Annotated in this window: 22 protein-coding genes; 10 read left to right on the forward strand and 12 right to left on the reverse strand. The window is 64.0% G+C overall.

From position 1 onward, the window contains the following. Nucleotides 1-16: 16 nt before the first annotated feature. Complete coding sequence (locus FHW69_RS10450; protein WP_183422997.1) at nucleotides 17-1,123, forward strand: reprolysin-like metallopeptidase; 1,107 nt, start codon at nucleotides 17-19, stop codon at nucleotides 1,121-1,123. 76 nt (nucleotides 1,124-1,199) lie between these two features. Beyond that, complete coding sequence (locus tag FHW69_RS10455; protein ID WP_183422998.1) at nucleotides 1,200-2,324, forward strand: hypothetical protein; 1,125 nt, start codon at nucleotides 1,200-1,202, stop codon at nucleotides 2,322-2,324. A gap of 60 nt (nucleotides 2,325-2,384) precedes the next feature. Here the strand turns inward: FHW69_RS10455 and FHW69_RS10460 are convergent, their stop codons facing one another. After that, nucleotides 2,385-3,509 (reverse strand): hypothetical protein, encoded by a 1,125-nt coding sequence (locus FHW69_RS10460; protein WP_183422999.1) that lies wholly within the window; start codon nucleotides 3,507-3,509, stop codon nucleotides 2,385-2,387. Between the two features lie 220 nt (nucleotides 3,510-3,729). Between FHW69_RS10460 and ettA the strand changes: the two genes are divergently transcribed. The 3 genes from ettA to FHW69_RS10475 all read left to right on the forward strand — a co-directional run bounded on the left by ettA (nucleotide 3,730) and on the right by FHW69_RS10475 (nucleotide 6,789). Further along, a complete protein-coding gene (ettA, locus tag FHW69_RS10465) occupies nucleotides 3,730-5,388 on the forward strand; it encodes an energy-dependent translational throttle protein EttA (RefSeq protein ID WP_183423000.1) in 1,659 nt (552 codons plus the stop codon). Nucleotides 5,389-5,477: 89 nt separating this feature from the next. Continuing rightward, nucleotides 5,478-6,293 carry an orotidine-5'-phosphate decarboxylase gene (gene pyrF / locus FHW69_RS10470; protein ID WP_183423001.1) on the forward strand — a complete coding sequence of 272 codons (816 nt, stop codon included), beginning with the start codon at nucleotides 5,478-5,480 and terminating at the stop codon, nucleotides 6,291-6,293. Nucleotides 6,294-6,459: 166 nt separating this feature from the next. Beyond that, a complete protein-coding gene (locus tag FHW69_RS10475) occupies nucleotides 6,460-6,789 on the forward strand; it encodes a helix-turn-helix domain-containing protein (protein ID WP_183423002.1) in 330 nt (109 codons plus the stop codon). Nucleotides 6,790-6,791: 2 nt separating this feature from the next. On the opposite strand, the gene FHW69_RS10480 is transcribed toward FHW69_RS10475, so the two are convergent. Both FHW69_RS10480 and def read right to left on the reverse strand, forming a co-directional pair. Next, nucleotides 6,792-7,070, reverse strand: a complete 279-nt coding sequence (locus FHW69_RS10480; protein ID WP_183423003.1) for a DUF427 domain-containing protein — start codon at nucleotides 7,068-7,070, stop codon at nucleotides 6,792-6,794. A gap of 45 nt (nucleotides 7,071-7,115) precedes the next feature. After that, nucleotides 7,116-7,652, reverse strand: a complete 537-nt coding sequence (def, locus tag FHW69_RS10485) for a peptide deformylase (protein ID WP_183423004.1) — start codon at nucleotides 7,650-7,652, stop codon at nucleotides 7,116-7,118. Between the two features lie 214 nt (nucleotides 7,653-7,866). On the opposite strand from def, the gene FHW69_RS10490 reads away from it, so the two are divergent. Next, a complete protein-coding gene (locus FHW69_RS10490) occupies nucleotides 7,867-9,942 on the forward strand; it encodes a carbon starvation CstA family protein (RefSeq protein WP_183423005.1) in 2,076 nt (691 codons plus the stop codon). A gap of 13 nt (nucleotides 9,943-9,955) precedes the next feature. Continuing rightward, the gene (locus tag FHW69_RS10495) at nucleotides 9,956-10,162 is read left to right on the forward strand and encodes a YbdD/YjiX family protein (RefSeq protein ID WP_183423006.1); all 207 of its coding nucleotides are present in this window, start codon (nucleotides 9,956-9,958) and stop codon (nucleotides 10,160-10,162) included. A gap of 3 nt (nucleotides 10,163-10,165) precedes the next feature. Here the strand turns inward: FHW69_RS10495 and FHW69_RS10500 are convergent, their stop codons facing one another. The 5 genes from FHW69_RS10500 to xerD all read right to left on the reverse strand — a co-directional run bounded on the left by FHW69_RS10500 (nucleotide 10,166) and on the right by xerD (nucleotide 17,803). Next, nucleotides 10,166-11,068 carry a DMT family transporter gene (locus tag FHW69_RS10500; RefSeq protein ID WP_183423007.1) on the reverse strand — a complete coding sequence of 301 codons (903 nt, stop codon included), beginning with the start codon at nucleotides 11,066-11,068 and terminating at the stop codon, nucleotides 10,166-10,168. Next, nucleotides 11,065-11,934 carry a glycosyltransferase family 2 protein gene (locus FHW69_RS10505; RefSeq protein WP_183423008.1) on the reverse strand — a complete coding sequence of 290 codons (870 nt, stop codon included), beginning with the start codon at nucleotides 11,932-11,934 and terminating at the stop codon, nucleotides 11,065-11,067. Before FHW69_RS10505 ends, FHW69_RS10500 begins: the two co-directional genes overlap by 4 nt. A 75-nt stretch (nucleotides 11,935-12,009) precedes the next feature. Beyond that, complete coding sequence (purL, locus tag FHW69_RS10510) at nucleotides 12,010-15,870, reverse strand: phosphoribosylformylglycinamidine synthase (RefSeq protein ID WP_183423009.1); 3,861 nt, start codon at nucleotides 15,868-15,870, stop codon at nucleotides 12,010-12,012. Between the two features lie 179 nt (nucleotides 15,871-16,049). After that, a complete protein-coding gene (locus FHW69_RS10515) occupies nucleotides 16,050-16,799 on the reverse strand; it encodes a DsbC family protein (protein WP_183423010.1) in 750 nt (249 codons plus the stop codon). 95 nt (nucleotides 16,800-16,894) lie between these two features. Then, nucleotides 16,895-17,803, reverse strand: a complete 909-nt coding sequence (gene xerD / locus FHW69_RS10520) for a site-specific tyrosine recombinase XerD (protein ID WP_183423011.1) — start codon at nucleotides 17,801-17,803, stop codon at nucleotides 16,895-16,897. Between the two features lie 99 nt (nucleotides 17,804-17,902). On the opposite strand from xerD, the gene FHW69_RS10525 reads away from it, so the two are divergent. Continuing rightward, a complete protein-coding gene (locus tag FHW69_RS10525; protein WP_183423012.1) occupies nucleotides 17,903-18,394 on the forward strand; it encodes an RDD family protein in 492 nt (163 codons plus the stop codon). On the opposite strand, the gene FHW69_RS10530 is transcribed toward FHW69_RS10525, so the two are convergent. Together FHW69_RS10530 and FHW69_RS10535 are read right to left on the reverse strand one after the other, a co-directional pair. Next, nucleotides 18,387-20,384, reverse strand: a complete 1,998-nt coding sequence (locus FHW69_RS10530; protein WP_183423013.1) for a hypothetical protein — start codon at nucleotides 20,382-20,384, stop codon at nucleotides 18,387-18,389. The two genes, FHW69_RS10525 and FHW69_RS10530, sit on opposite strands and share 8 nt — an antisense overlap. Nucleotides 20,385-20,409: 25 nt before the next feature. Beyond that, a complete protein-coding gene (locus FHW69_RS10535; protein ID WP_183423014.1) occupies nucleotides 20,410-21,441 on the reverse strand; it encodes a hypothetical protein in 1,032 nt (343 codons plus the stop codon). Nucleotides 21,442-21,785: 344 nt separating this feature from the next. On the opposite strand from FHW69_RS10535, the gene fusA reads away from it, so the two are divergent. Then, nucleotides 21,786-23,825, forward strand: coding sequence for an elongation factor G (fusA, locus tag FHW69_RS10540; RefSeq protein WP_183423015.1), 2,040 nt, complete (start codon nucleotides 21,786-21,788; stop codon nucleotides 23,823-23,825). 95 nt (nucleotides 23,826-23,920) lie between these two features. On the opposite strand, the gene FHW69_RS10545 is transcribed toward fusA, so the two are convergent. Continuing rightward, nucleotides 23,921-24,466, reverse strand: a complete 546-nt coding sequence (locus FHW69_RS10545; protein ID WP_183423016.1) for a type 1 glutamine amidotransferase domain-containing protein — start codon at nucleotides 24,464-24,466, stop codon at nucleotides 23,921-23,923. A gap of 94 nt (nucleotides 24,467-24,560) precedes the next feature. Next, complete coding sequence (locus tag FHW69_RS10550; RefSeq protein WP_183423017.1) at nucleotides 24,561-25,046, reverse strand: SET domain-containing protein-lysine N-methyltransferase; 486 nt, start codon at nucleotides 25,044-25,046, stop codon at nucleotides 24,561-24,563. A 187-nt stretch (nucleotides 25,047-25,233) separates the two neighbouring features. On the opposite strand from FHW69_RS10550, the gene FHW69_RS10555 reads away from it, so the two are divergent. Next, on the forward strand, nucleotides 25,234-25,725 hold the full coding sequence (locus FHW69_RS10555) for a hypothetical protein (protein WP_183423018.1): 492 nt from the start codon (nucleotides 25,234-25,236) through the stop codon (nucleotides 25,723-25,725). Nucleotides 25,726-25,732: the final 7 nt, after the last annotated feature.

The raw sequence follows: 25,732 nt of genomic DNA on the forward strand, positions 1-25,732 counted from the left end.
ATGGCAAGGAGACCTCATGCGCACATTCACACGGACACGCTCTCTCATTTTCATCGCTATCGCAGGCATCCTCTCCTGCACCGACGCGCTTGCATCCATGGGCAACGCTACCCTCGAAGCTTTTGATCACGCGGTTGCCTCCGGCCTTCCCGCAAGCGTGGCCATACCGGGCCATGCCACGCGCGCTACGGGCCGCACGATGCCGGAAAACCTCGTCATCCACGAAGAGATCCATGCCGATGTCATTTTCCCTGACGGAACCTCTGCGTTGATGTACAACGCCACGTATGACGCGAAGCCCGCCATCGCCATCCGCTTTGGCGATCACCTGGACATATCGGTTGCGACGGAACACGGTATCGAGCGCACGGGTTTTGACGGAAATTCCGCCGAAATCGAGCACAGCGGCCCAGGCAAAGTGGACACACCGACGCCCGCACCGCGCATGACAACAGCAGCACGCGGCCCGGCGGCGCAGGCTCTGTCACATAACGCAATCATCGACCCGGAGCGGCTGACCTTCAACGTGGTGATCCACGATGACACTGGAATCACGTTCCCGGCGCACGTGCATGCGGACTTTGTCGCATGGTGGGTAGCGGATCTCTCGATGAATATTCTCCGGAACGAGCCCGTCATCCAGAAGCAGCGCCCGCTCATTTACTACCGCGCCAACATTCCCGACCTGACCGACATCGCGTACGGGCACGAGCAGTCGCTGGAAGACTGGACCAGTGCCGTGAGCGCCTATGTGCACCGTTACGACATCCCGCTGTCTCCACTGCACCGTTATGTGCTTCTCGTGAACGACGGCGTGACGAAAGACATCGCCGGCCAGGCATGGGTCCGGGGTTCCGCCGCGATTGCATCCATCGGCATCGGCCGCTACAGCGTCGTGGCGCACGAACTGGGCCACACGCTGGGCGCCACACACGACCACGCTGAAATTCGTCGCGATGGCTGGTGGGCGTGCGAAACCAACATGTACGAACCACCCCTTCTGTGGCGTGCCAACTGCTACCGGTATGCACGCGGCAACGAAGCGGCGATACGCGAGTATGTTTCCACCATGGCCAGCGAACCGGTGGATGAGGACCTGAAACGCGGTGTGCGGATTCATTGACCGGCGCTGACCGGAAGGAACCCACGAACGCATGCGCAATGTCTGCGCACGCGTCACTCACGCCACGGAGCACTTCATGAGTCCTACCCATACGCGGGCCGCCACGGCCGCCGCCATCGCCCTGTTATGGATTACCGGGCCAGTCAGCGCGCACGCGCCCGGAAATCACAACGCCCACGGCAATGCACTCACCCAGGCCGGCGATACCGTCATTGATGCGTTCGATGCCGCCGTCTCGCACGATCTACCCCATACGCTGACTATCCCGCAAAGTGCCCACGACGACCATGCGCGCCAGGCTCCCCTTTCACTGACCGTCATCGCGCCTCTTCCCGTGACAGTAAACCTGCCCGATGGCAGACAGGCTCACATGTATGAGGGCGAGCTTCATGGCGCACCGGTGTCCATCACCCGCTCGCCGGAGCGACTGGATATCACTGAGGTCACTGCGGACGGCGTATCGGTCATCAGTTTCGCCTCAGGGCAGCCGTCGGGCGACTCGTCGCGTTGGCCAGACGTCCGCACGACAACCAGACGACAGGAGGCCAGCGGCCATCCGGACAATCAGGAAAACGAAGAGGACGACGTTCTTGACGACGACACGGTTCCCCCGCCCACCGCCGAGGCCGATATCAGCGAGCCCATCGAGTTCATGCTGGTCATGCACGATGAAATTCGCGCATCGCGGACGCCATTCATTCACGCACGCTACGTGGCGTGGTGGCTGAGTGACCTGAAGAAGAACGTGCTGCCGTACGATCCGGTAGTGCTCTCCTATGTTTCTACGCCCAGCCTGAGCGATGTCCCGTATGGCCATCCGCAAATGCTGTCCGACTGGGGCGCCAGGGTCGGCCAATACCGCGCTGAGCGAGGGCTCCGTCACACGTGGAAGCGGTTCTACATACTTCTGACTGACGGCGATCCGGTCAAGGGAAGACTGGGAGTAGCCATGCCTTCTGCGGGCGTGGCGGCCGCTTCCCTCCAGGCACGCTACCGGACGCTGGCGCACGAAGCGGGGCATCTGCTGGGTGCCACGCACAGGGACGGACTGACCCAATGGGGCTCGTGGCTCTGGCCCTGCCAGACCAACATGCGCTCGCCCGACGCCCCGTTGCTGCATAACTGCTATGTCTACTCACCCGCCAACATGGCGCGTATCGCACGCCATGTGGAGTACATGGGACGTCCACCTGCGGATTGACGCCAGACCTGCGCCGTGCCGGCAGCCACGAAGTCATGGCGGCACGGCACAGGTCGCCTGTTACGGCAGATCCTGAACTTCGCGCACCGGCGAATCGCCGTGCCCATCGGTCACAGCGGGGCCATCAAAGTAATGCGCCGCCATGCGCCCCAGGTTGCCGGTGCTGTACCGGTAGCAATTGGTGCGAAGCAGGATGGGCGCCGCGTACGTGTTTGTTTCGCACGGCCACGGATTGAACTGCAACTCGGCCTGCTCATGGGAGGCATCCATCGTGTGCCCGATCTCATGCGCCACCACCGTGTACGGGCCGCGCAGTGACGCCAGCGCTGCATTGCCACCCTGAATTGCCACACCTGCCACGCCCGGATAGGGCAACTCTCTCACCAGCAACACATACTTGTGCCGCCACGAACGGGACTCGGTGGGCAGGCCTTCGATCACCGCGAAGTTGTGCGCCGTATCCGCCCACCGATCCAGGGTTTGCCTGTCCCCGTAGCGCATGTCCGTGACCCCATCCACGTGCCCGCTGAAAAGCACATGGATGGGCCGCCCCGGAAACAGCCGCCGCATGTCGGCCGCCCACCAGGCAACAAAGTCGGCGTGAATGTCCTCGACCTTTCGCCCCCGGATGTCGTCATGGGGAAAGAAGTAGAACGTGAGTTCATTGTCGGGGTATCGGGGTGCCGGACCCGGCCCTTCGGGCAATGACGCCCGCGTCAGAGCGGCTTGGGTCGGTACGTTATCGTTTCCCGCCTCTCCCGCAGCATGGGTATGCGGGGTTTCGGAGTTATCGGTGAACCCGGACACCGTCACCCCGCCCTCCCCCACAACGGTGATGTCCAGGTGTCCGCGGGAATACGTCATGACAGCGGGCTCGCCCTGCCACAGGCCCGCATACATGCTTCCGGGCGGTTTGCCCGGGAATACGACGTCGATATCCAGCGATTCCTCGACCACCAGGTCGCCTGCCGCGGGTCCGGCCATGCTGTCGCTACCGGCTTCCCCCTTTCTGGTCATGCCGCTCCCCACGTTGAAATGCACGGCAGCAGGCAGGCCAGCCTGCACGGCGGCCTCGAATTGCCGTAGGGGATGGGCTGCGATGGCCGCCCGTACGCCGGCGCCGGGCCAGCAGGCGGCCACGGCCAATGACAGCAGCGAAGCCCTGAGGATGAGGGGCGAATTCATGAGCATTCCTTAGGATGTAACCGGTTGGCGTCCATGCGACGCCCGGCCAACCTACTTCCAGGAAACCCAGGGCCACCGCGGCCTGACGCCCTTCACTGGCCCCGCTGACCCATGCGCCCGGGCATGCCCGCGACCGCCCGCCCCGCATCAGACCAGTTACAATAAGGGTTTGCCCACCCGGCCCTCAGCCGGGGGCGCGGCATTGCCTGACGGAGCGCCCATGCAATACATCTACACCATGAACGGGGTCAGCAAGATCGTCCCCCCGAAGCGTCAGATCATCAAGGACATTTCCCTGTCCTTCTTCCCCGGCGCCAAAATCGGCCTTCTGGGCCTGAACGGCGCCGGCAAGTCCACCGTCCTCAAGATCATGGCCGGCGTGGATACCGATTTCCAGGGCGAGGCTCGCGCCGCGCCGGGCATCAAGGTCGGCTACCTGGCCCAGGAGCCGCAGCTGGACCCCGAGAAGACCGTCCGCGAGGCAGTTGAGGAAGGCGTGTCCGAAGTGCTGGACGCCCAGAAGCGCCTGGAGGAGGTCTACGCGGCCTACGCCGAAGACGGCGCCGACTTCGAGAAGCTGGCTGAAGAACAGCAGCGCCTCGAAAACGTGCTGGCCGCCAACGACGCGCATGCGCTGGAACGCCAGCTCGAAGTGGCGGCCGACGCCCTGCGCCTGCCGCCGTGGGATGCAAAAATCGGCCCGCTGTCCGGTGGTGAAAAGCGTCGCGTGGCACTCTGCCGCCTGCTGCTTTCCAAGCCGGACATGCTGCTGCTGGACGAACCGACCAACCATCTGGATGCTGAATCGGTCGACTGGCTTGAGCAGTTCCTTCAGAACTACCCGGGCACCGTCGTGGCCGTCACCCATGACCGCTACTTCCTTGAGCACGCTGCCGAATGGATCCTCGAACTGGATCGCGGCCGTGGCATTCCCTGGAAGGGCAACTACACCGAGTGGCTGGAACAGAAGAGCGAGCGCCTCGCCCGCGAAGAAGCCGCTGAGAAGGGCCGCCAGAAGGCGCTTGCCCGCGAACTGGAATGGGTGCGCTCCGCCGCCAAGGGACGTCAGTCCAAGGGTAAGGCGCGTATCAACCGCTTCGAGGAACTGAACTCGGTCGAGTACCAGAAGCGCAACGAAACCAACGAACTCTACATTCCGCCGGGCGAGCGCCTGGGCCAGGAAGTCATCGAGTTCAAGAACGTGTCCAAGTCCTTCGGCGACCGCCTGCTGATCGACGATGTGTCGTTCAAGGTGCCGCCGGGCGCCATCGTCGGCGTCATTGGTCCCAACGGTGCGGGTAAGTCCACGCTGTTCAAGCTCATCACGGGCCAGGAACAGCCGGACAAGGGCGAAGTGAAGCTGGGCCATACGGTGCAGCTGGCCTACGTCGACCAGTCGCGCGACAGCCTCGACCCGAAGAAGAACGTGTGGGAAGAAGTGTCCGATGGCGCCGACATCATCACCATCGGTCGCTACGAACTTCAGTCGCGCGCATACATCGGCCGCTTCAACTTCAAGGGCACCGACCAGCAGAAGATCGTGGGCAGTCTGTCCGGTGGTGAGCGCGGCCGTCTGCACCTGGCCAAGACGCTGATGCAGGGTGGCAACGTGCTGCTGCTTGACGAACCGTCCAACGATCTGGACGTCGAAACGCTGCGTGCGCTGGAAGATGCGATGCTGGAATTCCCCGGCTGCGCCATGGTCATTTCCCATGACCGCTGGTTCCTTGATCGCATTGCCACGCACATCATCGCGTTCGAGGGTGACTCGCACGTCGAGTTTTTCCCGGGCAACTACAACGAATACGAAGCTGACAAGAAGCGCCGCCTCGGCGACGATTCCGGCCCGAAGCGTGTGAAGTACAAGAAGCTCGTCTGAAGAACTTCCAAAGGAGGCGGGCCACGTGCCCGCCTCCTGCGTTTTGCTCTCAAGCCACTCTCAAGCGCCAGATTTTTGCGGGGTACACCATGCGCTTCATGCAGTCTTTGAAGGACGCCTCGCGTCGTAACCACTCACTGGTTTGTGTCGGCCTCGATCCGGAGCCCGGCCGACTGCCTGCATCGCTCGCAGGCGACAGCGATGCCATATTCACGTTCTGCCGCGACATCGTCGATGCCACAGCCGATCTGGTCTGCGCGTTCAAACCGCAGATCGCCCACTTCGCCGCACAGCGCGCGGAAGACGCCCTGGAACGCCTCATTGGCCACATCCATGATCGTCACCCCGGCGTCCCGGTCATCCTTGATGCCAAGCGCGGCGACATTGGCTCCACCGCGAAGCACTACGCCAGCGAGGCGTTTGACCGCTACGCCGCCGACGCCGTCACGCTCAACCCGTACCTCGGTCACGACTCGGTCGCGCCCTTCCTGGAACGCGCTGACAAGGGTGTGATCCTGCTCTGCCGCACATCCAATCCTGGCGGTAAAGACTTCCAGGCACTCGACTGCGGTGGCCAGCCGCTGTATCTGCGCGTGGCTGAAACCATCGCCCGCGAATGGAACAGCAACGGAAACTGCGCACTCGTAACGGGTGCCACATGGCCAGAAGAGCTTGGCAAAGTGCGCGCCGTTGTAGGCGACATGCCATTGCTCGTGCCGGGCATTGGAGCACAGGGTGGCGACCTTGAAGCCGTCATGCGCCACGGAAAAACCCAAACGGGTGAAGGCCTGATGATCTCCTCCTCGCGGGCCATCCTTTATGCATCCAGCGATGAGGACTTCGCAGCCGCGGCGCGCCAGGCAGCCGACAAACTGCGCGTGTCGATCAACGGATATCGGGGCTGAAGAGACAAACCATGGACAACTTGCCGAGTTCCACAACCTGAAAGCGACGATGATCGCGCGTTGCTAACGAACAATAGCCGGGTCAAGGACGCGATCGCATTGAACCGGAGTTGTCATGCCCTCTTGTAACCGAGGTTTTTCCCAGCGCCTGCACATGGCGCTTGATATGGCTGGACTCAAGAAAGGCCGCGGGCGTACCACTCAGCTCGCGGACCTTTTCGACGTCAGCCGTGAAACCGCTCGCAAATGGCTGAATGCCGAAGGCCTGCCAGAACTGGCAAGGCAGATCGACATGGCCGTACGTTTCGGGGTCAATTTTGAATGGCTGGCTACAGGCAGAGGTGCACCCGATGGTGCAACCGGCGTTCGGGAGGCGCCCGCCATGTACCGCCCGGAAACCCGCGATCAGCTACGGCTGGTTGGCCTCGTCACCCGGTTACCACGGGAGCGACGCAACGCACTTCTGGTGTTGGTTGAAGCGCTGGCCGAGGTCTGAGGTCAGCTGATTTCAACGCCCTTCCAGAATGCCACCCGGCCCCGAATGGCGCTGGCAGCTTCAGAAGGCTCGGGGTAAAACCACGCGGCGTCGGTGTTCACGTCCTCGCCGACTACCACGTCGTAATAGCTCGCGATGCCCTTCCACGGGCATCGTGAGTGTGTGTTGCTGGTGCGGAAAAATCCCGTTACCAGCGACGCCTCCGGGAAATAATGATTCCCCTCTACCACGACCGTATCGTCGCTTTCCGCAAGCAGTTGTCCTTTCCACATGGCACGCATCACCTATCTCCTTATCGTGTGGGCCCGGCGTCCACGCCAGGAGGGTCAGTCGTCACCCATATCCTGTCCGGGGAACAGCACATCGGTGTAGCCGAATTTTGCGAAGTCGGTAATTCGCGAAGGATATAGCCGTCCAATCAGGTGATCGCATTCGTGCTGCACCACGCGCGCATGAAAGCCTTCGGCCGTCCGGTCGATGGGCGCACCCGACGGATCAATGCCCTGATAGCGGATCAACGAGTAACGATTGACCGCACCACGCAAGCCCGGCACAGACAGACAGCCTTCCCAACCCTCTTCCATGTCCTGGGACAGCGGCGTGATGACAGGGTTGAGCAGAATCGTGCGGGGCACGGCCGGCGCGTCCGGGTAACGCTCGTTGCTGTCGAAACCGAAAATCACCAGTTGCAGGTCCACGCCGATCTGCGGAGCGGCAAGGCCGACACCGCCTGCGTCGTGCATCGTGTCGAACATGTCCGCAATCAGCGTTTCCAGTTCGGCGCTGCCCACCATCGAGGGCGGGACAAGAGGCGCGATGCGCAGCAGGCGCTCGTCACCCATTTTCAGAATGTCGCGAATCATGCTGACTCTCACGAAGGTCAATGCGGACACTATGCCACCGTTGGGGCCCGGAAAGCGCAGGCCCCGCCGCGTAAAAGCCACAGGACGCTGCGGTGCAGCACGGCAACCGCGGTGACGCCATACGACCAATGGCTAATACGGGCGCCCCGGGATTGGCATTGACCACCGACACGCACGGGACGACCCTTACTGCATCCGCAAGGGGAGTTACCACATGCAAACCGCCATTCCGAAACCGAGTCCAGCAGGCAAGATCCTCTGGGCCGCCATCGCCATTGTGGGCGCGTGGTGTCTGGGCGTGGTCGCGCTCAGGCGCGGCGAACCGATCAATGCCATCTGGGTGGTGACAGCCTCGGTAGCCGTCTTCCTGATCGGCTACCGGTTCTACAGCCGGTTCATCAACACACACGTGCTGAAAATGGACCCGTCGCGCGCCACACCCGCCGTGCTTCGCAACGACGGTCTCGATTACGTGCCCACCGACAAATGGGTAGTTTTCGGACACCATTTCGCGGCCATCGCTGGCGCGGGCCCACTCGTCGGACCTGTTCTCGCCGCGCAGATGGGCTACTTGCCCGGCACGCTCTGGATCCTGATCGGCGTGGTCTTTGCCGGTGCGGTGCAGGACTTCATGATTCTGGGCCTCTCGCTCCGGCGCGATGGCCGCTCGCTGGGCAACATGCTGCGCGAGGAACTGGGCGAAGTGCCTGGCGTCATCGCGATGGTGGGCGTCCTCGTCCTCATGATGATCGTTCTGGCGGTGCTGGCACTGGTGGTAGTCAAGGCGCTAACCCACAGCCCGTGGGGCACCTTCACTGTGGCGTGCACCATTCCCATCGCGGTGCTGATGGGCGTGTACCTGCGATATATCCGCCCCGGCCGTATTCTCGAAGTGTCGATCATCGGCCTGGTACTGCTGCTGGGCTCCATCTGGTACGGCGCCACGGTCTCCACGTCGCCGACGATGGCCCCACTGTTCGACTTCGGCCCCAAGGCGCTCGCCTGGCTGCTGATCGGTTACGGCTTCTTCGCATCCGTGCTGCCTGTGTGGCTGTTGCTGGCCCCGCGCGACTATCTGTCCACCTTCCTCAAGATCGGCACCATCGCCCTGCTGGCGCTGGCGATCTTCCTCGCCGCGCCCACGCTGCAAATGCCCGCTGTCACGAAGTTCATCGACGGCAGCGGCCCGGTGTTCTCGGGCAACCTGTTCCCTTTCCTGTTCATCACCATCGCCTGCGGCGCGGTATCGGGCTGGCACTCCATCATCGCCTCGGGCACGACGCCCAAGCTGCTTGCCAGCGAAGGTGAAGCGCGCATGGTCGGCTACGGCGGCATGCTGATGGAGGCGTTCGTCGCCATCATGGCGCTGATTGCCGCGGCCTCGCTGCACCCGGGCGTCTATTTCGCGATGAATTCTCCCGGCGCGCTGATCGGTACCACGGTGGAACATGCTGCGGCCACGATCAGCCAGTGGGGCTTCCTCGTCACGCCTGCGGAGCTCAGCGACACGGCGCGCAACATCGGCGAAGGCACGATCCTCAGTCGCGCTGGCGGCGCCCCCACGCTTGCCGTAGGCATGGCACAGCTGCTGCACGGCGTGTTGCCCGGCGAAGGCATGATGGCCTTCTGGTATCACTACGCCATCCTGTTCGAAGCCCTGTTCATCCTCACTACCGTGGATGCCGGCACCCGCGTCGGCCGCTTCATGATTCAGGAGATTGCCGGCCTGATACACGCGCCGCTGAAGCAGACCGATTCGTGGGCCAGCAACGTCATTGCGACGGTGATCTGCGTCGGCCTGTGGGGTTATTTCCTTTATCAGGGAGCCGTCGATCCGCTGGGTGGCATCAATACCCTGTGGCCCCTGTTTGGTATTGCCAACCAGATGCTCGCAGCCATCGCGCTCATGCTGGCCACCGTCGTGACGGTGAAGCTCAAGCGCGAACGCTACGTGCTGGTGCCAGCCGTACCCGCGCTGTGGCTGGTGGCCTGCACACTGACCGCCGGCTGGCAGAAGCTGTTTGACGACAGGATCAGCTTTACCGCCGCCGCTCAGAAGTATGCGGACGCCATTGCAGCAAACACGCTGCTGGCCCCGGCCAAATCGGTCCCGGAAATGCAGCAGATCGTCACGAACAACCGCGTGGACATGGCGCTTACCGGCATTTTCATGCTGCTGGTGCTTACCATGGTGTTCTTCGGCCTGCGCGCCATCGTGCAGGCCTGGCGTGCCAACCACCCGACGGCACACGAAGAGCCTTATGTGGCGCTCAGCAGCGTCACGCCGTAAAGGACGCAAGCTCATGAACGAGACAGTGACACGACAACGCGGGTCGTTCTGGCGATGGGCGGTGCAAACCGCCCGTCTGTGCTGCGGCGTGCCGGACTACGACGTCTACGTGCGCCATCTGCGCGAGCACCATCCGGAGCGTCCGGTGCCAACGTACAGCGAGTTCTTCAGGGAACGGCAGATCGCACGCTACAAGGGTACGGGCGGACGCTGCTGCTGAGCGTCACACCTCGTGGTGCAACGCTTCAGAGGATGCCTCGCCGCGACGGCGGGGCATCAGTTCCACCATGTACATGGCGCCCAGCACCATGAGGCCGCCCATGGCCATCCGCCAGGTCAGCGCATCCACGCCCAGCAGCACGGCGAAGCCCGCGGCAAACACCGGTTCGGTGGTCATGACGATGGCCGCACGCGTGGCCGGCAGATGCGCCTGGGCCCAGGTCTGCATCAGCATGGCCCCCGCGCCAGCTACCAGCGCCATGTAAAGCACGGCCAGCCACGCGGCATTGTCCGGAGGCAGCGAAGGGCCGTGGGGTACGGTGGCGAGCAGCGTCACCAGGGCAATGCCCGCGATCTGCACTGCCGACATGCCGAACGCCTCGTCGGGCTTCGACCAGCGACTGAGGCCGATGATGTGCAACGCATACAGCCCGGCGGACGCCAGCGTGAGCCAGACCCCCAGATCGACCTCGAAGCCATGCAATGCCAGCACACCCAGGCCGACGGTGGCCAGCGCCACCGCAGCCCAGGCGACCGTCGGCATGCGCTGCCGCAGGAGTACCCAGGACAGGAATGGGGTAAACACCACGTACATGCCGGTGACGAAACCGCTGACGCTCGGCGAAGTCAGTGACAGACCCTCTGTCTGCAACCATTGTGCGACACCGTAAAGCACGCCAAGACCCAGGCCACGCATCAATGGCAAACGACCCAGTCGCGCAACGTGACGGCCGAACAGGAGCAGCATCACCGCCGCCGCGATGCTGAATCGCACGGCAAGAAAATCGACAACGGACATGCGCCCGACGACGTCCTTGATGAGGACAAAGGTAGAGCCCCATACCGCGGTGACCGCCAGCAATCCGAGGGTTGCCAGCCGGGAGCTTCGCGCCGCCGACGCGCTCATCGACGTGCGAGGCGCCAGAGCTGCCCGGGAATCTTGAGGACGAAGTGCGTCCAGATTCCCAGCCACACGATAGCGGCTACCAGCGGGCGCCGTGAGGCGGGATCGTGCAGACGAAACCAGCGCCACATGCCGCGATGCTTGAAACGACTGACGAACACCGGACGATGCCGACTGGAACCGCCCTTCCCGTGGAGCACGCGCACGTCACCGGCAAGAATCACTTCGTAACCGGCATCCCGCGCGCGACGGCACAGGTCAAGGTCTTCGCAATGCAGAAAATAGGCTTCGTCGAAACCATGCAAGGCCTCGAACACACGACGCGGCATCAGCATGATGGCGCCGGACACGGCTTCCACGTGCTCGGGACCGTCCGGCAATGCGCCGGGAATGTTCACGCCCGGATAGCGTGCGTCGTCGCGTGCACGGCCGGTCATCGTGTTGATGGCGCGCGCCACCAGCGGGTCGCGGCGGCGGGAAGCGGGATCGGGCACCCCCTGGTTGTCGCATACCACGGCGCCCACGATGCCGGTGTGCGTGCCTGTGTAGGCCAGCATGCGGGCAAGCGTGTCTGGCTGCAGCAGGCAATCAGGATTCAGGATCATCAGCATGGGCGCCTTCGCCAGCGCGGCCCCGCGATTCATGGCCGGCCCGAACCCCAGGTTGGCGCGGTTGTAGATGACCCGCACCCGGTCGTCGTCGGCATAAGCGCGATCAATCGCCTGCGGCACGCCATCGGCTGAACCGTTGTCGACAAGAATGACTTCAACCGACACGCTCGACTGGAGCGCGTGTTCAACGCACTCGCGCGAGAAAGGGCCGCTATCGGCCAGAACGACGATAACGCTGACGTCGGGTTCGCGCTGCATGGAAATATTCACCTGCCGATTATGTCACGTACCCACGCCGCCTCCTTATCGGAGACGGCGTGCGTTTGACGACGATCAGCCGCACCAGACCCGTGCGTTGCGGAACATGCGCATCCAAGGCGAATCTTCGCCCCAGGCTTCCGGGTGCCAGCTGAGCTGGGCGGTGCGGAACACGCGCTCCGGGTGCGGCATCATGATGGTGACGCGACCGTCAGCGGCCGTGAACGAGGCCAGGCCGCCGGGCGAACCGTTGGGATTCAACGGATAGCTTTCGGTCGGGCGACCGCGGTTGTCCACAAAGCGGGCGGCAGCGTGGCTCTTCGACGGGCTGCACACGCTCGGGAAATACACGCGCCCCTCGCCGTGAGCCACGGCCACCGGAATGCGCGAACCGGTCATGCCACGGAAGAAGATGCTGCCCGAGTCCAGAATTTCCAGCGTGGCCAGGCGCGCTTCGTACTGCTCGGACGCATTGCGCAGGAACTGCGGCCAGTGCTTCGCATCAGGGATGATGTCCTTCAGACCGGACATCATCTGGCAGCCGTTGCACACGCCGAGCGCAAACTTCGAGCCATCCTCGAAGAACGACTGGAACTGCGCACGCAGCATGTCGTTGTACAGGATGGACGTGGACCAGCCACGGCCGGCGCCCAGCACGTCGCCATAGGAGAAGCCGCCGCAGGCCGCAAAGCCGCGGAAGTCATCCAGGCGCAGACGGCCGCTGGCAAGGTCGGACATATGGACGTCCACTGCATCGAACCCTGCGCGATTGAATGCAGCGGCCATTTCCACCTGACCGTTGACACCCTGCTCGCGCAGGATGGCCACGCGCGGACGGGCGCCCGTGCCGATGTACGGCGCGGCGATGTCCTGGGCGGGATCAAAGGTGAGCTTCGGCGTGATGCCCGGATCGGCATCGTCCTTGCGCCATTCGTTTTCGGAATCGGCGCTGTGCGGATTGTCGCGCAGGCGCTGCATCGCGTAGCTGGTTTCGTTCCACGCGGTGAAAAGTTCCGACCAGTTCCACTTGAACACGGTCTCGCCACCGAGGAACAGCTTGATGCCAAGCTTTTCTTTCGGACGGCCAATCGAATGCGTCATGCCGGCGAGGTTGTACTTCACCAACAATGCTTCAAAGGCTTCACGATTGGCGCTGGCTACCTGCACCACCGCGCCCAGTTCTTCATTGAAGAGTGCGCGCAGCGTGGCGTCAGCCCAGCCGTCCAGACGGATTTCGAGGCCGCAGTGACCAGCAAACGCCATTTCCAGCAGCGTGATGATCGCGCCACCGTCGGAACGGTCGTGGTACGACAGCAACAGGCCGCCCGCATTGGCTTCCTGGATCAGCTCGAACATGGCACGCAGGCGCTTCGGATCGTCCAGATCCGGCGGCACGCCGCCACCACGGTTGAACACCTGCGTCAGCGCCGAACCACCGAGGCGGTCACGGCCTGCGCCGAGGTCAATCAGCCACAGTTCGGTGTCGCCGCGATCCAGCTTCAACTGCGGAGTCAGCGTGCGACGCACGTCTTCCACGCGACCGAAACCGGTGATGACCAGCGATACCGGCGAAACGGTTTTCTGTTTCTGTTCGCCGTCCATCCACACCGTGCTCATGGACAGCGAGTCCTTGCCCACGGGGATGGCAATGTTGAGGTCCGGGCACAGTTCCATGCCCACGGCCTTAACGGCGTCGAACAGCGCGGCATCTTCACCGGGGTGATTGACGGCGGCCATCCAGTTGGCGGACAGGCGCAGCTCGTTCAATTTGAGCGGCGCGGCGGCCATGTTGGTGATGGCTTCACCGACCGCCATGCGTGCGGCATCAGCGCTGGACAGCAGCGCGATGGGCGCGCGCTCGGCCATGGCCATGGCTTCGCCGGTGTAGCCGTCGAAGTCCGTCATGGTCACCGCCACGTCCGCCACGGGCACCTGCCACGGGCCGACCATCGGGTCGCGCGCATTCAGGCCACCCACCGTACGGTCGCCGATGGTGATGAGGAAGTTCTTGCTGCCGACCACGGGCAGGCGCAGCACGCGCATCAGCGCTTCGTCCATGCCGATGCCGGTGAGGTCGGCCACCAGATCCACACGCGGCTTGATGCGCACGGAGTTGCGATGCATGCGCGGCGGCTTGCCGAACAGCACATCCATGCGCAGGTCGATCACGGTGATGTCGCGGCGCGGATCGCGCACCAGCAGGCGCGGATCGGCCGTGGCTTCACCCACCACCGCATACGGGCAGCGTTCGCGCGCGCAGAATGACTCGAACAGAGCGAGGTCTTCGCCACCGATGGCAAGGACGTAGCGTTCCTGCGACTCGTTGCTCCACACCTGCATCGGCGACAGCGTCGGGTCGTCGCACGGCACGGCCGACAGGTCGATCACGCCGCCCATGCCCGCATCGTTGAGGATTTCGGGAATGGCGTTGGACAGACCGCCGGCACCCACGTCATGGATGCTGACGATGGGGTTGTTCTCGCCGCGCGACCAGCATGCGTCGATGACCTGCTGCGCGCGACGCTCCATCTCGGCGTTGTCGCGCTGCACGGAGGCGAAGTCGAGTTCCGCGCTGGAGGTACCCGAGGCCACGGACGAAGCGGCACCACCGCCCAGACCGATCAGCATGGCCGGACCACCAAGCACGATGACCTTGTCACCGGCACGCACGGCGCGCTTGTCGACATGGTTCGGGCGAATGGCGGCCAGACCGCCGGCGATCATGATGGGCTTGTCGTAACCACGACGCACACCCTTCTCACCGGTTTCCTGCTCGAACGTGCGGAAGTAACCGCCCAGAGCCGGACGGCCAAACTCGTTGTTGAAGGCAGCGGCGCCCAGCGGGCCGTCGCGCATGATCTCGAACGCCGACGCCATGCGCGGCGGCAAGGGACGATCGGTTTCCCACGGGCGCTTCAGGCCCGGGATGCGCAGATGCGACACCGAGAAACCGGTGAGGCCAGCCTTGGGCTTGCCACCCCGACCGGTAGCACCTTCGTCGCGGATTTCACCACCGGCACCGGTAGCTGCACCCGGCCACGGCGCGATGGCCGTGGGATGGTTGTGCGTTTCCACCTTGATCGCATACGGCGCGCGCTCGGCATGAGCGCGATAGACGCCATCGGCCGGATCGGCGAAGAAGCGGGTACCTTCATAGCCGTCGATCACCGCGGCGTTGTCGTGATACGCAGACAATGTGTGCTCGGGCGACTTTTGGTGGGTGTTCTTGATCATGCCGAACAGCGACAGGTCCTGCTCGGCACCGTCCAGTGTCCAGGTGGCATTGAACACCTTGTGACGGCAATGCTCGGAATTTGCCTGCGCGAACATCATGAGTTCGGCATCCGACGGCGCGCGGCCCATCTCGGCATAGCGCGCGGCCAAATAGTCGATTTCGTCGTCAGCAAGCGCGAGACCAAGATCGACGTTGGCACGTGACAGCGCAGCCTTCGCGTCCGTACCCAGATCAATGCGACCGAGCGGGCCCGGCTCACCGGCAAGGAACAGCCCGTGCGCTTCGTCGATGGCCGACAGGACCGACTGGGTCATCGGATCGAACAGCGCCGCCATCACCACATCGTGATCGGGCTCACCCGCCGCCGGAAGGCCCGTGATGCGCCAGGCCTGACCACGCTCCACGCGGCGCACGTCGAAACCGGCACCGTGCAGGATGTCCGTGGCCTTGCTGGACCATGGCGAAATGGTGCCCAGACGCGGCACCACCCAGAAGGTGGCCGCTTCAGGCGAACCGTCCCGGGCTTCCAGCACCTGGAGCAGTCGCGCACGCGCGTCGCCCTCGGGCGCTGCGGCCACGTCGATGAAATAGACATGCCAGGCCGCCTGCACGCGGGTGCCGTGATGCAGGGCATCCAGGCGGGCGTTAAGACGTTCGAGGCGGAAAGGCGAGAGGGCGCTTTGCCCGTCGAGTGCGATCATGCGGGGGAGATGGCGCTGCGGGAAAACGCCCATTCTACACGATGCTGCAAAACAGCATCGTGGCCCCGGAAGCCGCCAAAGGCCTCGGCGTTCAGGCCATCGGGCAGTTGCCCGGCGCCTTCACAGGCCTGACGGCCGGGTCGCAAGGCCGGGCGAGCCCGACCCTGTGGCCTTGAGGGTCAGCCGCCCTTGGAGCCGGCCGGCTTGCTCAGTGACTTCAGCAACTGCGCCGGGGTAACGTAACCGCCGACCACATCGCCGTTTTCGGTGAGGATGGTGGGGGTGCCATTCACGCCCAGGCGTTCGCCCAGCTCGAATTCATCCTTCACCGGGTTCTCGCAGGTGGCCGGCTTCACCGCGCCGCCCTTCATGGCTTCGTTGAATGCGCCACGGCGATCCGCCGCGCACCAGACCGACACGGCCTTGGTGTAAGACGGCGTGTCGCTGCCCGAGGTGGTCTGCAGGCCTTCGCGCGGCCAGAACAGATATTCAACGGCGATGCCCTGCTTGTTGAATTCCTCGATGTGCTTGTGCAGTTCGCGGCAATAGCCGCAGTCCACGTCGGTGAAGACGGTGACGGTGTGCTTCGGGTTGGCCGGGGCGAAAACCAGGCGACGCGAGGCCGGAACCTTCGCCAGTGCAGCCTTGCGCGTGGCAGCCCAGCTCTGCGCGCTCAGGTCAGTCTGAGACTTGAGATCGACCAGGTTGCCATTGAGCATGTAGCGGCCATCGGCGCTCACATACACCATGCGGCCGGACGCCACCACCTGGTAGAAACCCGGCATGGGCGCGGGCGTGACGCTGTCCACCTGAATGCCCGGACCAAGGGCCTCGATAGCGGTGCGCACGACTTTCTCTTCCACTTCCGAAGCAACGGCTGCGACGGCAAACAGGCTGACGGCAACGGCCAGCAGGGTCTTCTTGAACATCGGGTACTACTCCATGTCGAACCGACGATTGGGCCTGCCGCCTTCGACAACCCAGACGGCAAATCGGTTCCTCATTGTGACACGGGATGGCGTCGTCACCCGCGGGGATGGTGTTGCGCATGAAGGCGCTTGAGGCCTTCGCGCGCCACCAGCGTATATATCTGGGTGGTGCTGAGCGCGCTATGACCCAGCAGCATCTGCAGCGCACGCAGGTCCGCACCATGGTTCAGCAGATGCGTGGCAAACGAATGACGCAGCACATGCGGCGACACCCTCTTGCCGGGGATGCCAACCTGCATGGCGTAGCGCTTCACCAGCGTCCAGAACATCTGCCGGGTCATGCCTTCGCCCCTCTGGGACAGAAACAACGCCACCGGCTGACGACCGCGCGCCAGTTGTGGCCGGGCGTCCCTGAGGTAGGCGTCCATGTGGGCCAGCGCTTCCTCACCCACCGGCACCAGCCGGTCCTTGCCGCCCTTGCCGGTTACCCGGAGCACACCCTGACGGGTGTTCAGGCCAGACAACGGCAACTCCACGAGTTCGGAGACACGCAGGCCCGAGGCGTACATCAACTCCAGCATGGCGCGGTCGCGCAGGCCAAGCGTGGTGCCGCTGTCGGGCGCGGTAATCAGCGCTTCGATGTCGCGCTCAGGCAACGCCTTGGGCAACCCCCGGGGCAAGCGGGGCCGCTGCATCAGAAGGGTCGGATCGTCGCGCTCACCGTCATCGCGGGCGCGCTGGGCATAGAATCGCCGGAAGGCCGACTGACGCCGGGCCATGCTGCGCACCGCCACAGGCTGCTCGCCGTGGTAAGCCGAAAGGTCTTCCCGACCGGCATCGGCGAGGCTGCGACCACGCGCAGCCAGCCATCGCGCCAGGCCTTCGAGGTCGCGCCGGTAAGCTTCCAGCGTGCGATCGGCCAGGCCGTCTTCCGACCAGATCTTCTCGATGAAGCGCGCGATGAGGGTTTCATCGGCGGGGGCAATATTCGGAGCGTCTGACATGGGTGAAGTCTAGCCCACCGGGTCCGCAGGCTGACCCCGCGCGCATCGTCCACGCAGAGTGCGCCGATCAGGGCGACCTTTCTTCTACACTCCGGACCCATGCCCAATCCGATGCCCACCGCCCCGCTCTGGCGCCGCCTTGCCGCCATCGTCTATGACCTGCTTGCCGTGATCGCCATCGTGATGGTGGTCGGATTGCTTGCGCAGATGGCCACTGGTGGCCGCCTCGCCGACGAGCATGGCCAGTTGCTGACCTGGTGGTATCAGCCGCTTCAGGGGTTGGTGGTGGGCGCGTATTTCTTTATGTCGTGGCTGCGGGGCGGGCAGACGCTGGGCATGCGCCCGTGGCGAATCCGGGTTACCGATCAAACCGGTCGGCCTCTGACCTGGCAGCGCACGCTGCTGCGCCTGTTGATCGCCGCGCTGCCCGTGGCTCTGCTGACGATTTACCCGTTCACCTCATTGCGCGTGGCGGCATGGGCTCCCGTGGTCGGCTGGGCGGTGCTGATTGCGCCGGCCCTGCTGGATGCGCGTGGCCGCACGCTCTACGACCGAGTGGCGGGCACCGAAGTGCGGCCGCTGTCTACTTGAACTGATCGCTGGCAGGAACCCACGAATCGCCGGGCTTCGGCGTCGGTCGAACCACCTGCACGTCGGCCTCGCAGCCCGGCGGCAACGGACCACCTGCGATGCGCGCCGTAGTGCACAGAGCTGAATTGTCCAGCGCGATGGGCGCGGATGCGACCGACGCGGCGTTGGCAGGAGGCAGATTGTCAGCCAGTGGTTTGGACGGTGCCATCGTCTGGTTCTTCGCCAGCGCATCCTGCGCGACGGCCTCGCCCGGCTTGTCGCCGTGACAGCCAAACGACAGCAGCGAAATCGCCTTCATCGCCGTATTGGGCGTTCCCGGGCCGCCGGAGCAATCCACGCGGATGCCACGCGGCAACGAAATCGTCGATTTGACCGTGCTGCCTTCCACGCCGTGCCGGACGGCCGTATCCACCGAACTCTCGCCCTTGGGCGTCCACGCGCCGTCGAAGCGCGTGGCCTGGTAATCCACATGCACCTTCCCGCGCGTCATCACGTCGGTGTTGCCATGCGGGCGAACCTGCACATACGTGCCCACGGCGCCCTGCTTGTCCCCCTGCCCGCCCTGTACACCATCCTCGCGCTGGGAGGTGCCGTTGGCGCCGGTGACATTGCGTCCGCTATCCGCACCCTTCGCCGCGCCCGGATTGCCGTTGTCTGCCACCGCACCGGGCGTGTTCGAACCACCCGCAGCAGCCGCCTTGTCGCCCGCCGACGCGCCGGAGCCATCCGACTTCGCCGGGGAGGAATCGCCGGCTGCCTTGCCCTGGCTTTGTTGCGTCTGTGCCGTCGACTCACCGGCAGCCACGTCGCCGGGCGCCTGGCCAGGTTGGGTGGCCGAGGTGTCGATACCTGCAACCGGGCGCTGCATGTCACCCGGCGCCACACGCGGAGCCTGCAAGGCGGGCTTGTCCAGTGTCTGCACCGGAGCTCCGACGACCGGGCGGGCCGTGGCGTCAGGCAGCGGAATCGCCTCCAGATCGGCAGTCGCTTCCACGGGAGGCGCCTTCACCGTTTCCACCGCGATCTTAGGCGGAACAGCACGCATGTCGGCGGTAACCTCGACCTTCGGAGCGGCCGGCTCGATGGCTACGTTGGGAAGCGGCTCGTCCTGTGGCGTCGGCGGTGCGGAGGTGGCTTCCACCTCCGGACGCGGCACCGTCGCCAGCGTCATGGCGGTCGTGGGCACCTTCGCTGCCGTGTCGGCCACGATGCGCGGCGGCTCCGGCGTCACATCCTGCTGGGACGCCGGCACCGGGGGCATCGCCAGTGAAGCAGGTGGCGGCATGGGTGCGGTGCCCTCGGCCTGCGCACGGCGTACCGGCTCCGGCTGGAAGCGCGGCGGCACGACGGTTGGCTGCGGTTTGTCCATCGCCAGATCCGGCGCGGGCAACTCAGGCACGGGCACTTGCTGAAGATCGGGCTGGCGGGGCGGCGCCTTGGCCTGAACCACGGGACGCTCAGGCGTGGCCTGCACGCTCGGCGTGGGCGCACTCACCTTCGTGTCCAGCTTGATCTGCGGCGGTACAGCGGCAGGCACCGCGATGGCAGGCATCGTCGAGCGCGTGTTCGCCGCCACCGCAGCCGCACGCGTATCCCGCGACGCCTTGCTTGCCGTCGCGCTGGCGTTGGCGCGCCGCGAATGATCGACCGGCGCTTTGGACGGCGTGCCGCGCACCGGAGGCACCGGCGGCGGGGGCTTGTCGATCAGGCGGACTTCAAGCGGGGTTTCATCGCTGTGGTCGGGCGGTGGTGGCAACACCTCGTATGCCGGCCCGAGAATCATGCCGAACAGGAAAATGAGATGGATGAGCAGCGTGCCGACCATGGCCGCGATACGCAGCAACCGGTCGCGCGGACGCTCACGCAAACGCCGCCGATAGACGAGCGCATGCATCGCTGCGTCCCGCGGCGATACGGGCAGCGACGTCATGTTCGGCTTGTCGCTGTCCTGCGATGGCGGGGTTGGCATGGCGGTAGTGTGGGCACTCACGCCCGCCGTGACAACGACGAATTACCTATTGCCCGGCGCGCCTGCGAAGTTCCGCGTTTTCCTGGTCCATGGCCTTGAGGGGCGTGTCGGTCGCACAGCCCTGCGGCAGCGGTTTATCGGCACGGAATGCCGCGATGCACTGTGCCTCGGTGAGCTTCGGCGGCGCATCCGGATCGGCCGGCATGTCCTTCACCAGCGGATTGGCCGGTGCCATGTTGAGCCGGACATCGCCGTCTTTCTTAGACGGCGGCGCGGGATCTTCGCCACGACAGCCCACTGGCAACACGAAGAAAACGGTGGCGCATTTGATACGGCCGCCGCCCTTGGGCAACGCGATGGTGGTGGACTTGGTCGTGGTCTCCATGGCGCGACGAATGCCCTTGTTGATCACGTTTTCGTCACGCGGCGCCCAGGCTTTTTCGAAACGCGTTTCGGTATAGGTCACCGCATGCCTGTGATCCATCACCTGGCTGTCGCCTTTCGGCTTCGGCGGCGCGTAATCGGACATCGGTTTTCCCGTTGCCTGGGGCACGGCAACGCTGCCATCCGCGCCGTAGAGATTGAGCGTCGGCGTCCTGGCCGGTTCGGGTGGCGTGGCCGGAGCCTGTACGGTCGCCGTCATGGCGTCCTTCGAGGGCGCTTCCTGATGAGGCACGGGCCGCGGCTCCGGACGGGTAGCTTCAGGCGAGCGCACCTTTGGCGGAGGGGGCGGTGGAGGGGGTGTTTCGGTCTGCGCCGCTTCCGGCGGACGCGGCGCATCCATCAGGCGCACCTGAAGAACATCTTCGTCGTTTGGCAGGGGCTCGGCGGGAAGCGCGTAACGCGGCTGCATCTCGTAGCGGGCCACGAGCAGCAGCAGGATATGGAAGACCAACACCAGCGCGAACATCAGCCCGAAACGGAACGGGTTGCGCGGTGGCTTGCGCCAACGCATGCCGTGCAGCAGGTTCCGCGTATCCGCATCCAGCGGCGCCAGCCCCGAACGGCCGCCCGTCACCGACGGTTCCAGCCGGTGATGCTGCAAGAATTCGGGAGATTCCTTACCGGGATATTGCATGCGTCAGTTTGCGCCCCGGCTGTTGACTGCCTTGTTCAATATCGTTTCCCGCCAGGTGTCCAGGTGCGCCGCCGAGTGTAAAGGGTCGCTATGAGTCCCCGTTGAATGACCCCGGCATGCGCAAAAAATTCCCCATCGGTGGCCGAATACCGCGGCGCCCCTTGATTCTGCGCCCGATTGAGAGAAATCTACGAATGGGCACCCGCCGCCCGCTTCCCGCCATGACCGTCCGCTCTGCCGGACGACCGTGACGGCCCGCTCATCGTCACGCTGGAATGCAGACGACAAGCGACGCCGTTTACGACGCCGCCCCGTCGCTTCCTTGTCAGGAGGAGGGTCGCATCGTGTCTCACGTCACGGAACACATCCGCAGCCTCGCGCTCGCCGGCCATGCCGGCGCCGGAAAGACCACGCTTTTCGAAGCCCTGCTTCACGCCGGTGGCGCCATCTCCGCCAAAGGCTCAGTGGAACGAGGAAGCACACTGTCCGACACCGATCCACAGGAAAAAGCACGCGGACACTCCATTGATTCGGCCATCGCGTCCATCGAACACGACGGCTATCGCATCCACCTGATCGACACACCCGGATACGCAGATTTCCGCGGCCAGGCATTCGCCGCACTGACGGCCGTGGACACCGTCGCCATCGTGGTCAATGCAGCGCACGGCGTGGAGCACGGCACACGAACCATCATGCAGCACGCGCGCGAACGCGGCCTCGCGTGCCTCATCATCATCAATCGCATCGACGCCGCACCTGCCACGCTGGCCGATGTGGTGCTCGCGCTTCGCGAAGAATTCGGATCAGCCTGCCTGCCCGTGAACCTGCCTGCGTCGCGTGGCCAGGTTGTGCGCGATGCGCTGATGCAATCCAGTGGCGACAGCGACTTCTCCTCACCGGGAGAAGCCCATCAGCACATCATTGACCAGGTGGTGGAAATCGACGATGAGGTGATGGAGCACTTTCTCGAAGGCGGCGAAAACGTATTGCGTGCGGACGAGTTTCACGATGCCATGGAACACTGCCTTCGCGATGGCCACCTCATCCCCATCTGCTTCACAAGCGCCCGTGACGGCATCGGCGTCCCGGAACTTCTGCAATTGATTGAGCGCATGCTGCCTTGCCCGGCCGAGGTCAACCCACCACCATTCCGCGATGAAGCCGGTGCCGCAGTCGAAGTCAGCGCGGATCCTGATCGACATGTCATTGCCGACGTCTTCAAGATCATCAACGATCCGTTTGTCGGAAAACTTGGCGTGTTCCGCGTGTGGCAGGGAACCGTGCGCAAGGATGCCCAGCTTGTGGTGGACGACGGACGCAAGCCGTTTCGCGTGGCGCACCTCTTCCGCCTGCAAGGCAAGGAACACATTGAAATTGACGCGGCGCTGCCGGGCGATCTTGCGGCGGTAGCCAAGATCGAGGATGTGCATTTCGACGCCATCCTGCATGACGCCGCAGACGGACGGCGCATACATCTGGAACCTGTCGCCTATCCGCAACCCATGTTCGGGCTGGCCGTGATCCCTGCACACAAAGGTCAGGAGCAGAAGCTGTCGCAGGCGCTGGCGCGGCTGGCCGAAGAAGATCCATGCTTCCGCGTGGAACACCACAAGGAACTCAACGAGACCGTGATTCGCGGCCTTTCCGACCTGCATCTGCGCCTGATGCTTGAACGCATGAAGACGCGCTACGACGTGGATGTGACCGCGCACCCGCCGCGCATTGCCTATCGCGAAACCATAGGTGGAGCCGCCGAAGGCCACCACCGGCACAAGAAGCAGACCGGCGGCGCGGGACAGTTTGGTGAAGTGTTTCTGCGTGTGGAACCACTGTCACGCGGGGAGGGATTTCTGTTCGCCGACGAAACCAAAGGTGGCGTGATCCCCGGCCAGTTCATGCCAGCCATCGAAAAAGGGGTGCGTCAGGCATTGGACGGCGGCGCAGTGGCCGGCTTTCCTATCCAGGATATTCGCGTGGTGGTCTACGACGGAAAACATCACCCGGTCGATTCCAAGGAAGTGGCATTTGTGAGCGCCGGGCGGAAGGCATTTCTCGATGCCGTGGGCAAAGCGCACCCTCAGGTACTGGAACCGATCGTCGATCTCGAAGTGTCCATCCCGGAGCACAACGTGGGCGATGTCACCGGCGGTCTCGCGGCCAAGCGCGCGAAGATTCTCGGCACCGACGCACTGCGTGGCGGAGAAATCATCATTCGCGCGGAAGTGCCATTGGCGGAACTGGATGACTACCCCATCGAACTGAAAGCGATGACCGGCGGTCAGGGGCGTTATTGCCTGGATTTCAGCCATTACGAGCCCGTGCCGGTAGGCGTGCAACGCAAGTTGTGCGATGCATGGAAACCTCACGCAGAAGACGACTGAAGGCAACGATGTGGGAGCGAGCCAGACTCGCGATGACGTTCGCCCGATGGCTCCGGAATCGCGGGCGGGCCCGCTCCCACAAAAAGCGTTTTAAGTTACGCCGCCAGTCGTTTGATCAATGCCTTCGCAAAGGCCGGAATATCGTCCGGCTTGCGGCTGGTGATGAGGTTGCCATCCTCCACCACCTCGCGGTCTTCCCACGACGCGCCAGCGTTCTTCAGGTCATCTTTCAACGACGGCCAGGACGTCACCTTACGTCCCTTCACAAGGCCGGCAGTAATCAGGGTCCACGGACCATGACAGATCGCGGCAATGGGCTTGCCTGCATCGCCAAACGCCTTGATGAGACCGATGGCCCCGTCGTCAATGCGCAGCTTGTCCGGATTGATGACGCCACCGGGGAGGACCAGCGCGTCGTACTGGCTGGCCTCTGCCTTGCCCAGCGCGACGTCAACGGGCACTGACTGCCCCCAGTCCTTCTTGTCCCAGCCCTTGATGGCCTTCGCATCACCCGGTGAAATCACATCCACACGGGCACCTGCCTCTTCCAGCAGGCGTTTGGGTTCCGTCAGTTCCGATTGTTCAAAGCCGTCGGTGGCCAGTACCGCAATGCGGCGTCCTTCCAGCGTCTTGTTCGCCATGGTTCGCTCCAGTGATGAAATGGAGCGACCACAGTGGCGGGCCGGGGATGAGGAACCCGTGCCCGTGGCGTCTTCATACCGTGAGGCAACGCGCTCAGGCAGAGGTGGCCTTACGCTTGGGCTTGAGCATCGTGCCGATGCACTTGGGCGAGCCGCAACGGCAGGCCCACAGCTTTTTCAGGCGCGCAGTGCGCGGCATGTCCAGCACGATGCCGTAGTCGTAGGTCAGTTCGTCACCCGGCGCGATGTCGCGGATGGCTTCGATCAGCACGCGGTCCTTCTTCGACGGCTTGCCTTCGACCGCTTCCTCGATCATCGCCTGGCAGTTCGGATCACAGCTATGGTTGATCCAGCGCGCCGTGTTGCCGTGGCTGTTGCCGTCCACGATGAATTTTTCGTTGAGCGTGAAGAGGAACGTATGGCCCGTTTCGCCGCCATCGCCGTAGCGCTTGTCGGCCTGGGCATGGGTGATCCGGTCGCCCTTGTACTCGATGATCTCGTCGCCAGCCTTGATGGGAGCGGTGGCGAAGACGCCGTTTCCGTGTATGGGCGAGCGTCGTGCGGCGATACGTCGGGACATGATTTACCGGGAGTTTTCAGCAAGGTCGGGCGGTGATGATGCCTTCTCCCACTACGCTTGGGAACCTCAGAAGGCGATGCGTTTGAAACGGCCCCCTCGCATCGGGGGGCCGCCTCATGCATCCTAGTATCGAACAGTCGTTTGAGCTGCCGCTGTCCCACGGTATACACAGGTCGGATCCAAGCCCATGAAACGCACGCTTTCGCTACGTTGCGCGATCGTCGCGCTGATGCTGTTGGTCGGTGCCTGCGGCCCCGTGAAGAAAAGCGTCTTCCCGCCGTCGGTGACCCTCCAGGAAGTGAAGGCAGCCCCGGGCGGCGTCTGGCACGTGGTACTGCGCATCCGCAGCAACAGCTATGGCGGCATGTCTTTCTCCAGCTTCCAGGGCCAGCTGCGCGTCGGCGACCTGGGCGGCGTGCTGCTCGATCGCAAACTCGATCTGGACATTCCCTCATTTGCCGCCGATGTAGCAGACGTCGACATTCTTCCCACCCCGGAAATGTCCAGGGCACTCGCTGCGCTGGCCGCGAAGGGAAGCTCCGGCGCCCTGCCCTATACGCTTTCCGGCAGCATCACCGGCCTTGCCGAACAGGAAAAGAAACCCCGCACCTTCGAAGTGCAGGGCAAGAACTGGCTTTCCCCGGTTCCCGGCATTCCCGACACCTATCGCTCGCCCTGACCGGCGC

It is taken from the genome of Luteibacter sp. Sphag1AF, from assembly GCF_014192715.1.
Lineage (GTDB): Bacteria > Pseudomonadota > Gammaproteobacteria > Xanthomonadales > Rhodanobacteraceae > Luteibacter.

What these genes read in the sequence shown, in the direction of transcription:
- FHW69_RS10450 (WP_183422997.1), top strand. Translation starts at nt 17, where the DNA reads ATGCGCACATTCACACGGACACGCTCTCTCATTTTCATCGCTATCGCA.
- FHW69_RS10455 (WP_183422998.1), top strand. Translation starts at nt 1,200, where the DNA reads ATGAGTCCTACCCATACGCGGGCCGCCACGGCCGCCGCCATCGCCCTG.
- FHW69_RS10460 (WP_183422999.1), bottom strand. Translation starts at nt 3,509, where the DNA reads ATGAATTCGCCCCTCATCCTCAGGGCTTCGCTGCTGTCATTGGCCGTG.
- ettA (WP_183423000.1), top strand. Translation starts at nt 3,730, where the DNA reads ATGCAATACATCTACACCATGAACGGGGTCAGCAAGATCGTCCCCCCG.
- pyrF (WP_183423001.1), top strand. Translation starts at nt 5,478, where the DNA reads ATGCGCTTCATGCAGTCTTTGAAGGACGCCTCGCGTCGTAACCACTCA.
- FHW69_RS10475 (WP_183423002.1), top strand. Translation starts at nt 6,460, where the DNA reads ATGGCTGGACTCAAGAAAGGCCGCGGGCGTACCACTCAGCTCGCGGAC.
- FHW69_RS10480 (WP_183423003.1), bottom strand. Translation starts at nt 7,070, where the DNA reads ATGCGTGCCATGTGGAAAGGACAACTGCTTGCGGAAAGCGACGATACG.
- def (WP_183423004.1), bottom strand. Translation starts at nt 7,652, where the DNA reads ATGATTCGCGACATTCTGAAAATGGGTGACGAGCGCCTGCTGCGCATC.
- FHW69_RS10490 (WP_183423005.1), top strand. Translation starts at nt 7,867, where the DNA reads ATGCAAACCGCCATTCCGAAACCGAGTCCAGCAGGCAAGATCCTCTGG.
- FHW69_RS10495 (WP_183423006.1), top strand. Translation starts at nt 9,956, where the DNA reads ATGAACGAGACAGTGACACGACAACGCGGGTCGTTCTGGCGATGGGCG.
- FHW69_RS10500 (WP_183423007.1), bottom strand. Translation starts at nt 11,068, where the DNA reads ATGAGCGCGTCGGCGGCGCGAAGCTCCCGGCTGGCAACCCTCGGATTG.
- FHW69_RS10505 (WP_183423008.1), bottom strand. Translation starts at nt 11,934, where the DNA reads ATGCAGCGCGAACCCGACGTCAGCGTTATCGTCGTTCTGGCCGATAGC.
- purL (WP_183423009.1), bottom strand. Translation starts at nt 15,870, where the DNA reads ATGATCGCACTCGACGGGCAAAGCGCCCTCTCGCCTTTCCGCCTCGAA.
- FHW69_RS10515 (WP_183423010.1), bottom strand. Translation starts at nt 16,799, where the DNA reads ATGTTCAAGAAGACCCTGCTGGCCGTTGCCGTCAGCCTGTTTGCCGTC.
- xerD (WP_183423011.1), bottom strand. Translation starts at nt 17,803, where the DNA reads ATGTCAGACGCTCCGAATATTGCCCCCGCCGATGAAACCCTCATCGCG.
- FHW69_RS10525 (WP_183423012.1), top strand. Translation starts at nt 17,903, where the DNA reads ATGCCCAATCCGATGCCCACCGCCCCGCTCTGGCGCCGCCTTGCCGCC.
- FHW69_RS10535 (WP_183423014.1), bottom strand. Translation starts at nt 21,441, where the DNA reads ATGCAATATCCCGGTAAGGAATCTCCCGAATTCTTGCAGCATCACCGG.
- FHW69_RS10545 (WP_183423016.1), bottom strand. Translation starts at nt 24,466, where the DNA reads ATGGCGAACAAGACGCTGGAAGGACGCCGCATTGCGGTACTGGCCACC.
- FHW69_RS10550 (WP_183423017.1), bottom strand. Translation starts at nt 25,046, where the DNA reads ATGTCCCGACGTATCGCCGCACGACGCTCGCCCATACACGGAAACGGC.
- FHW69_RS10555 (WP_183423018.1), top strand. Translation starts at nt 25,234, where the DNA reads ATGAAACGCACGCTTTCGCTACGTTGCGCGATCGTCGCGCTGATGCTG.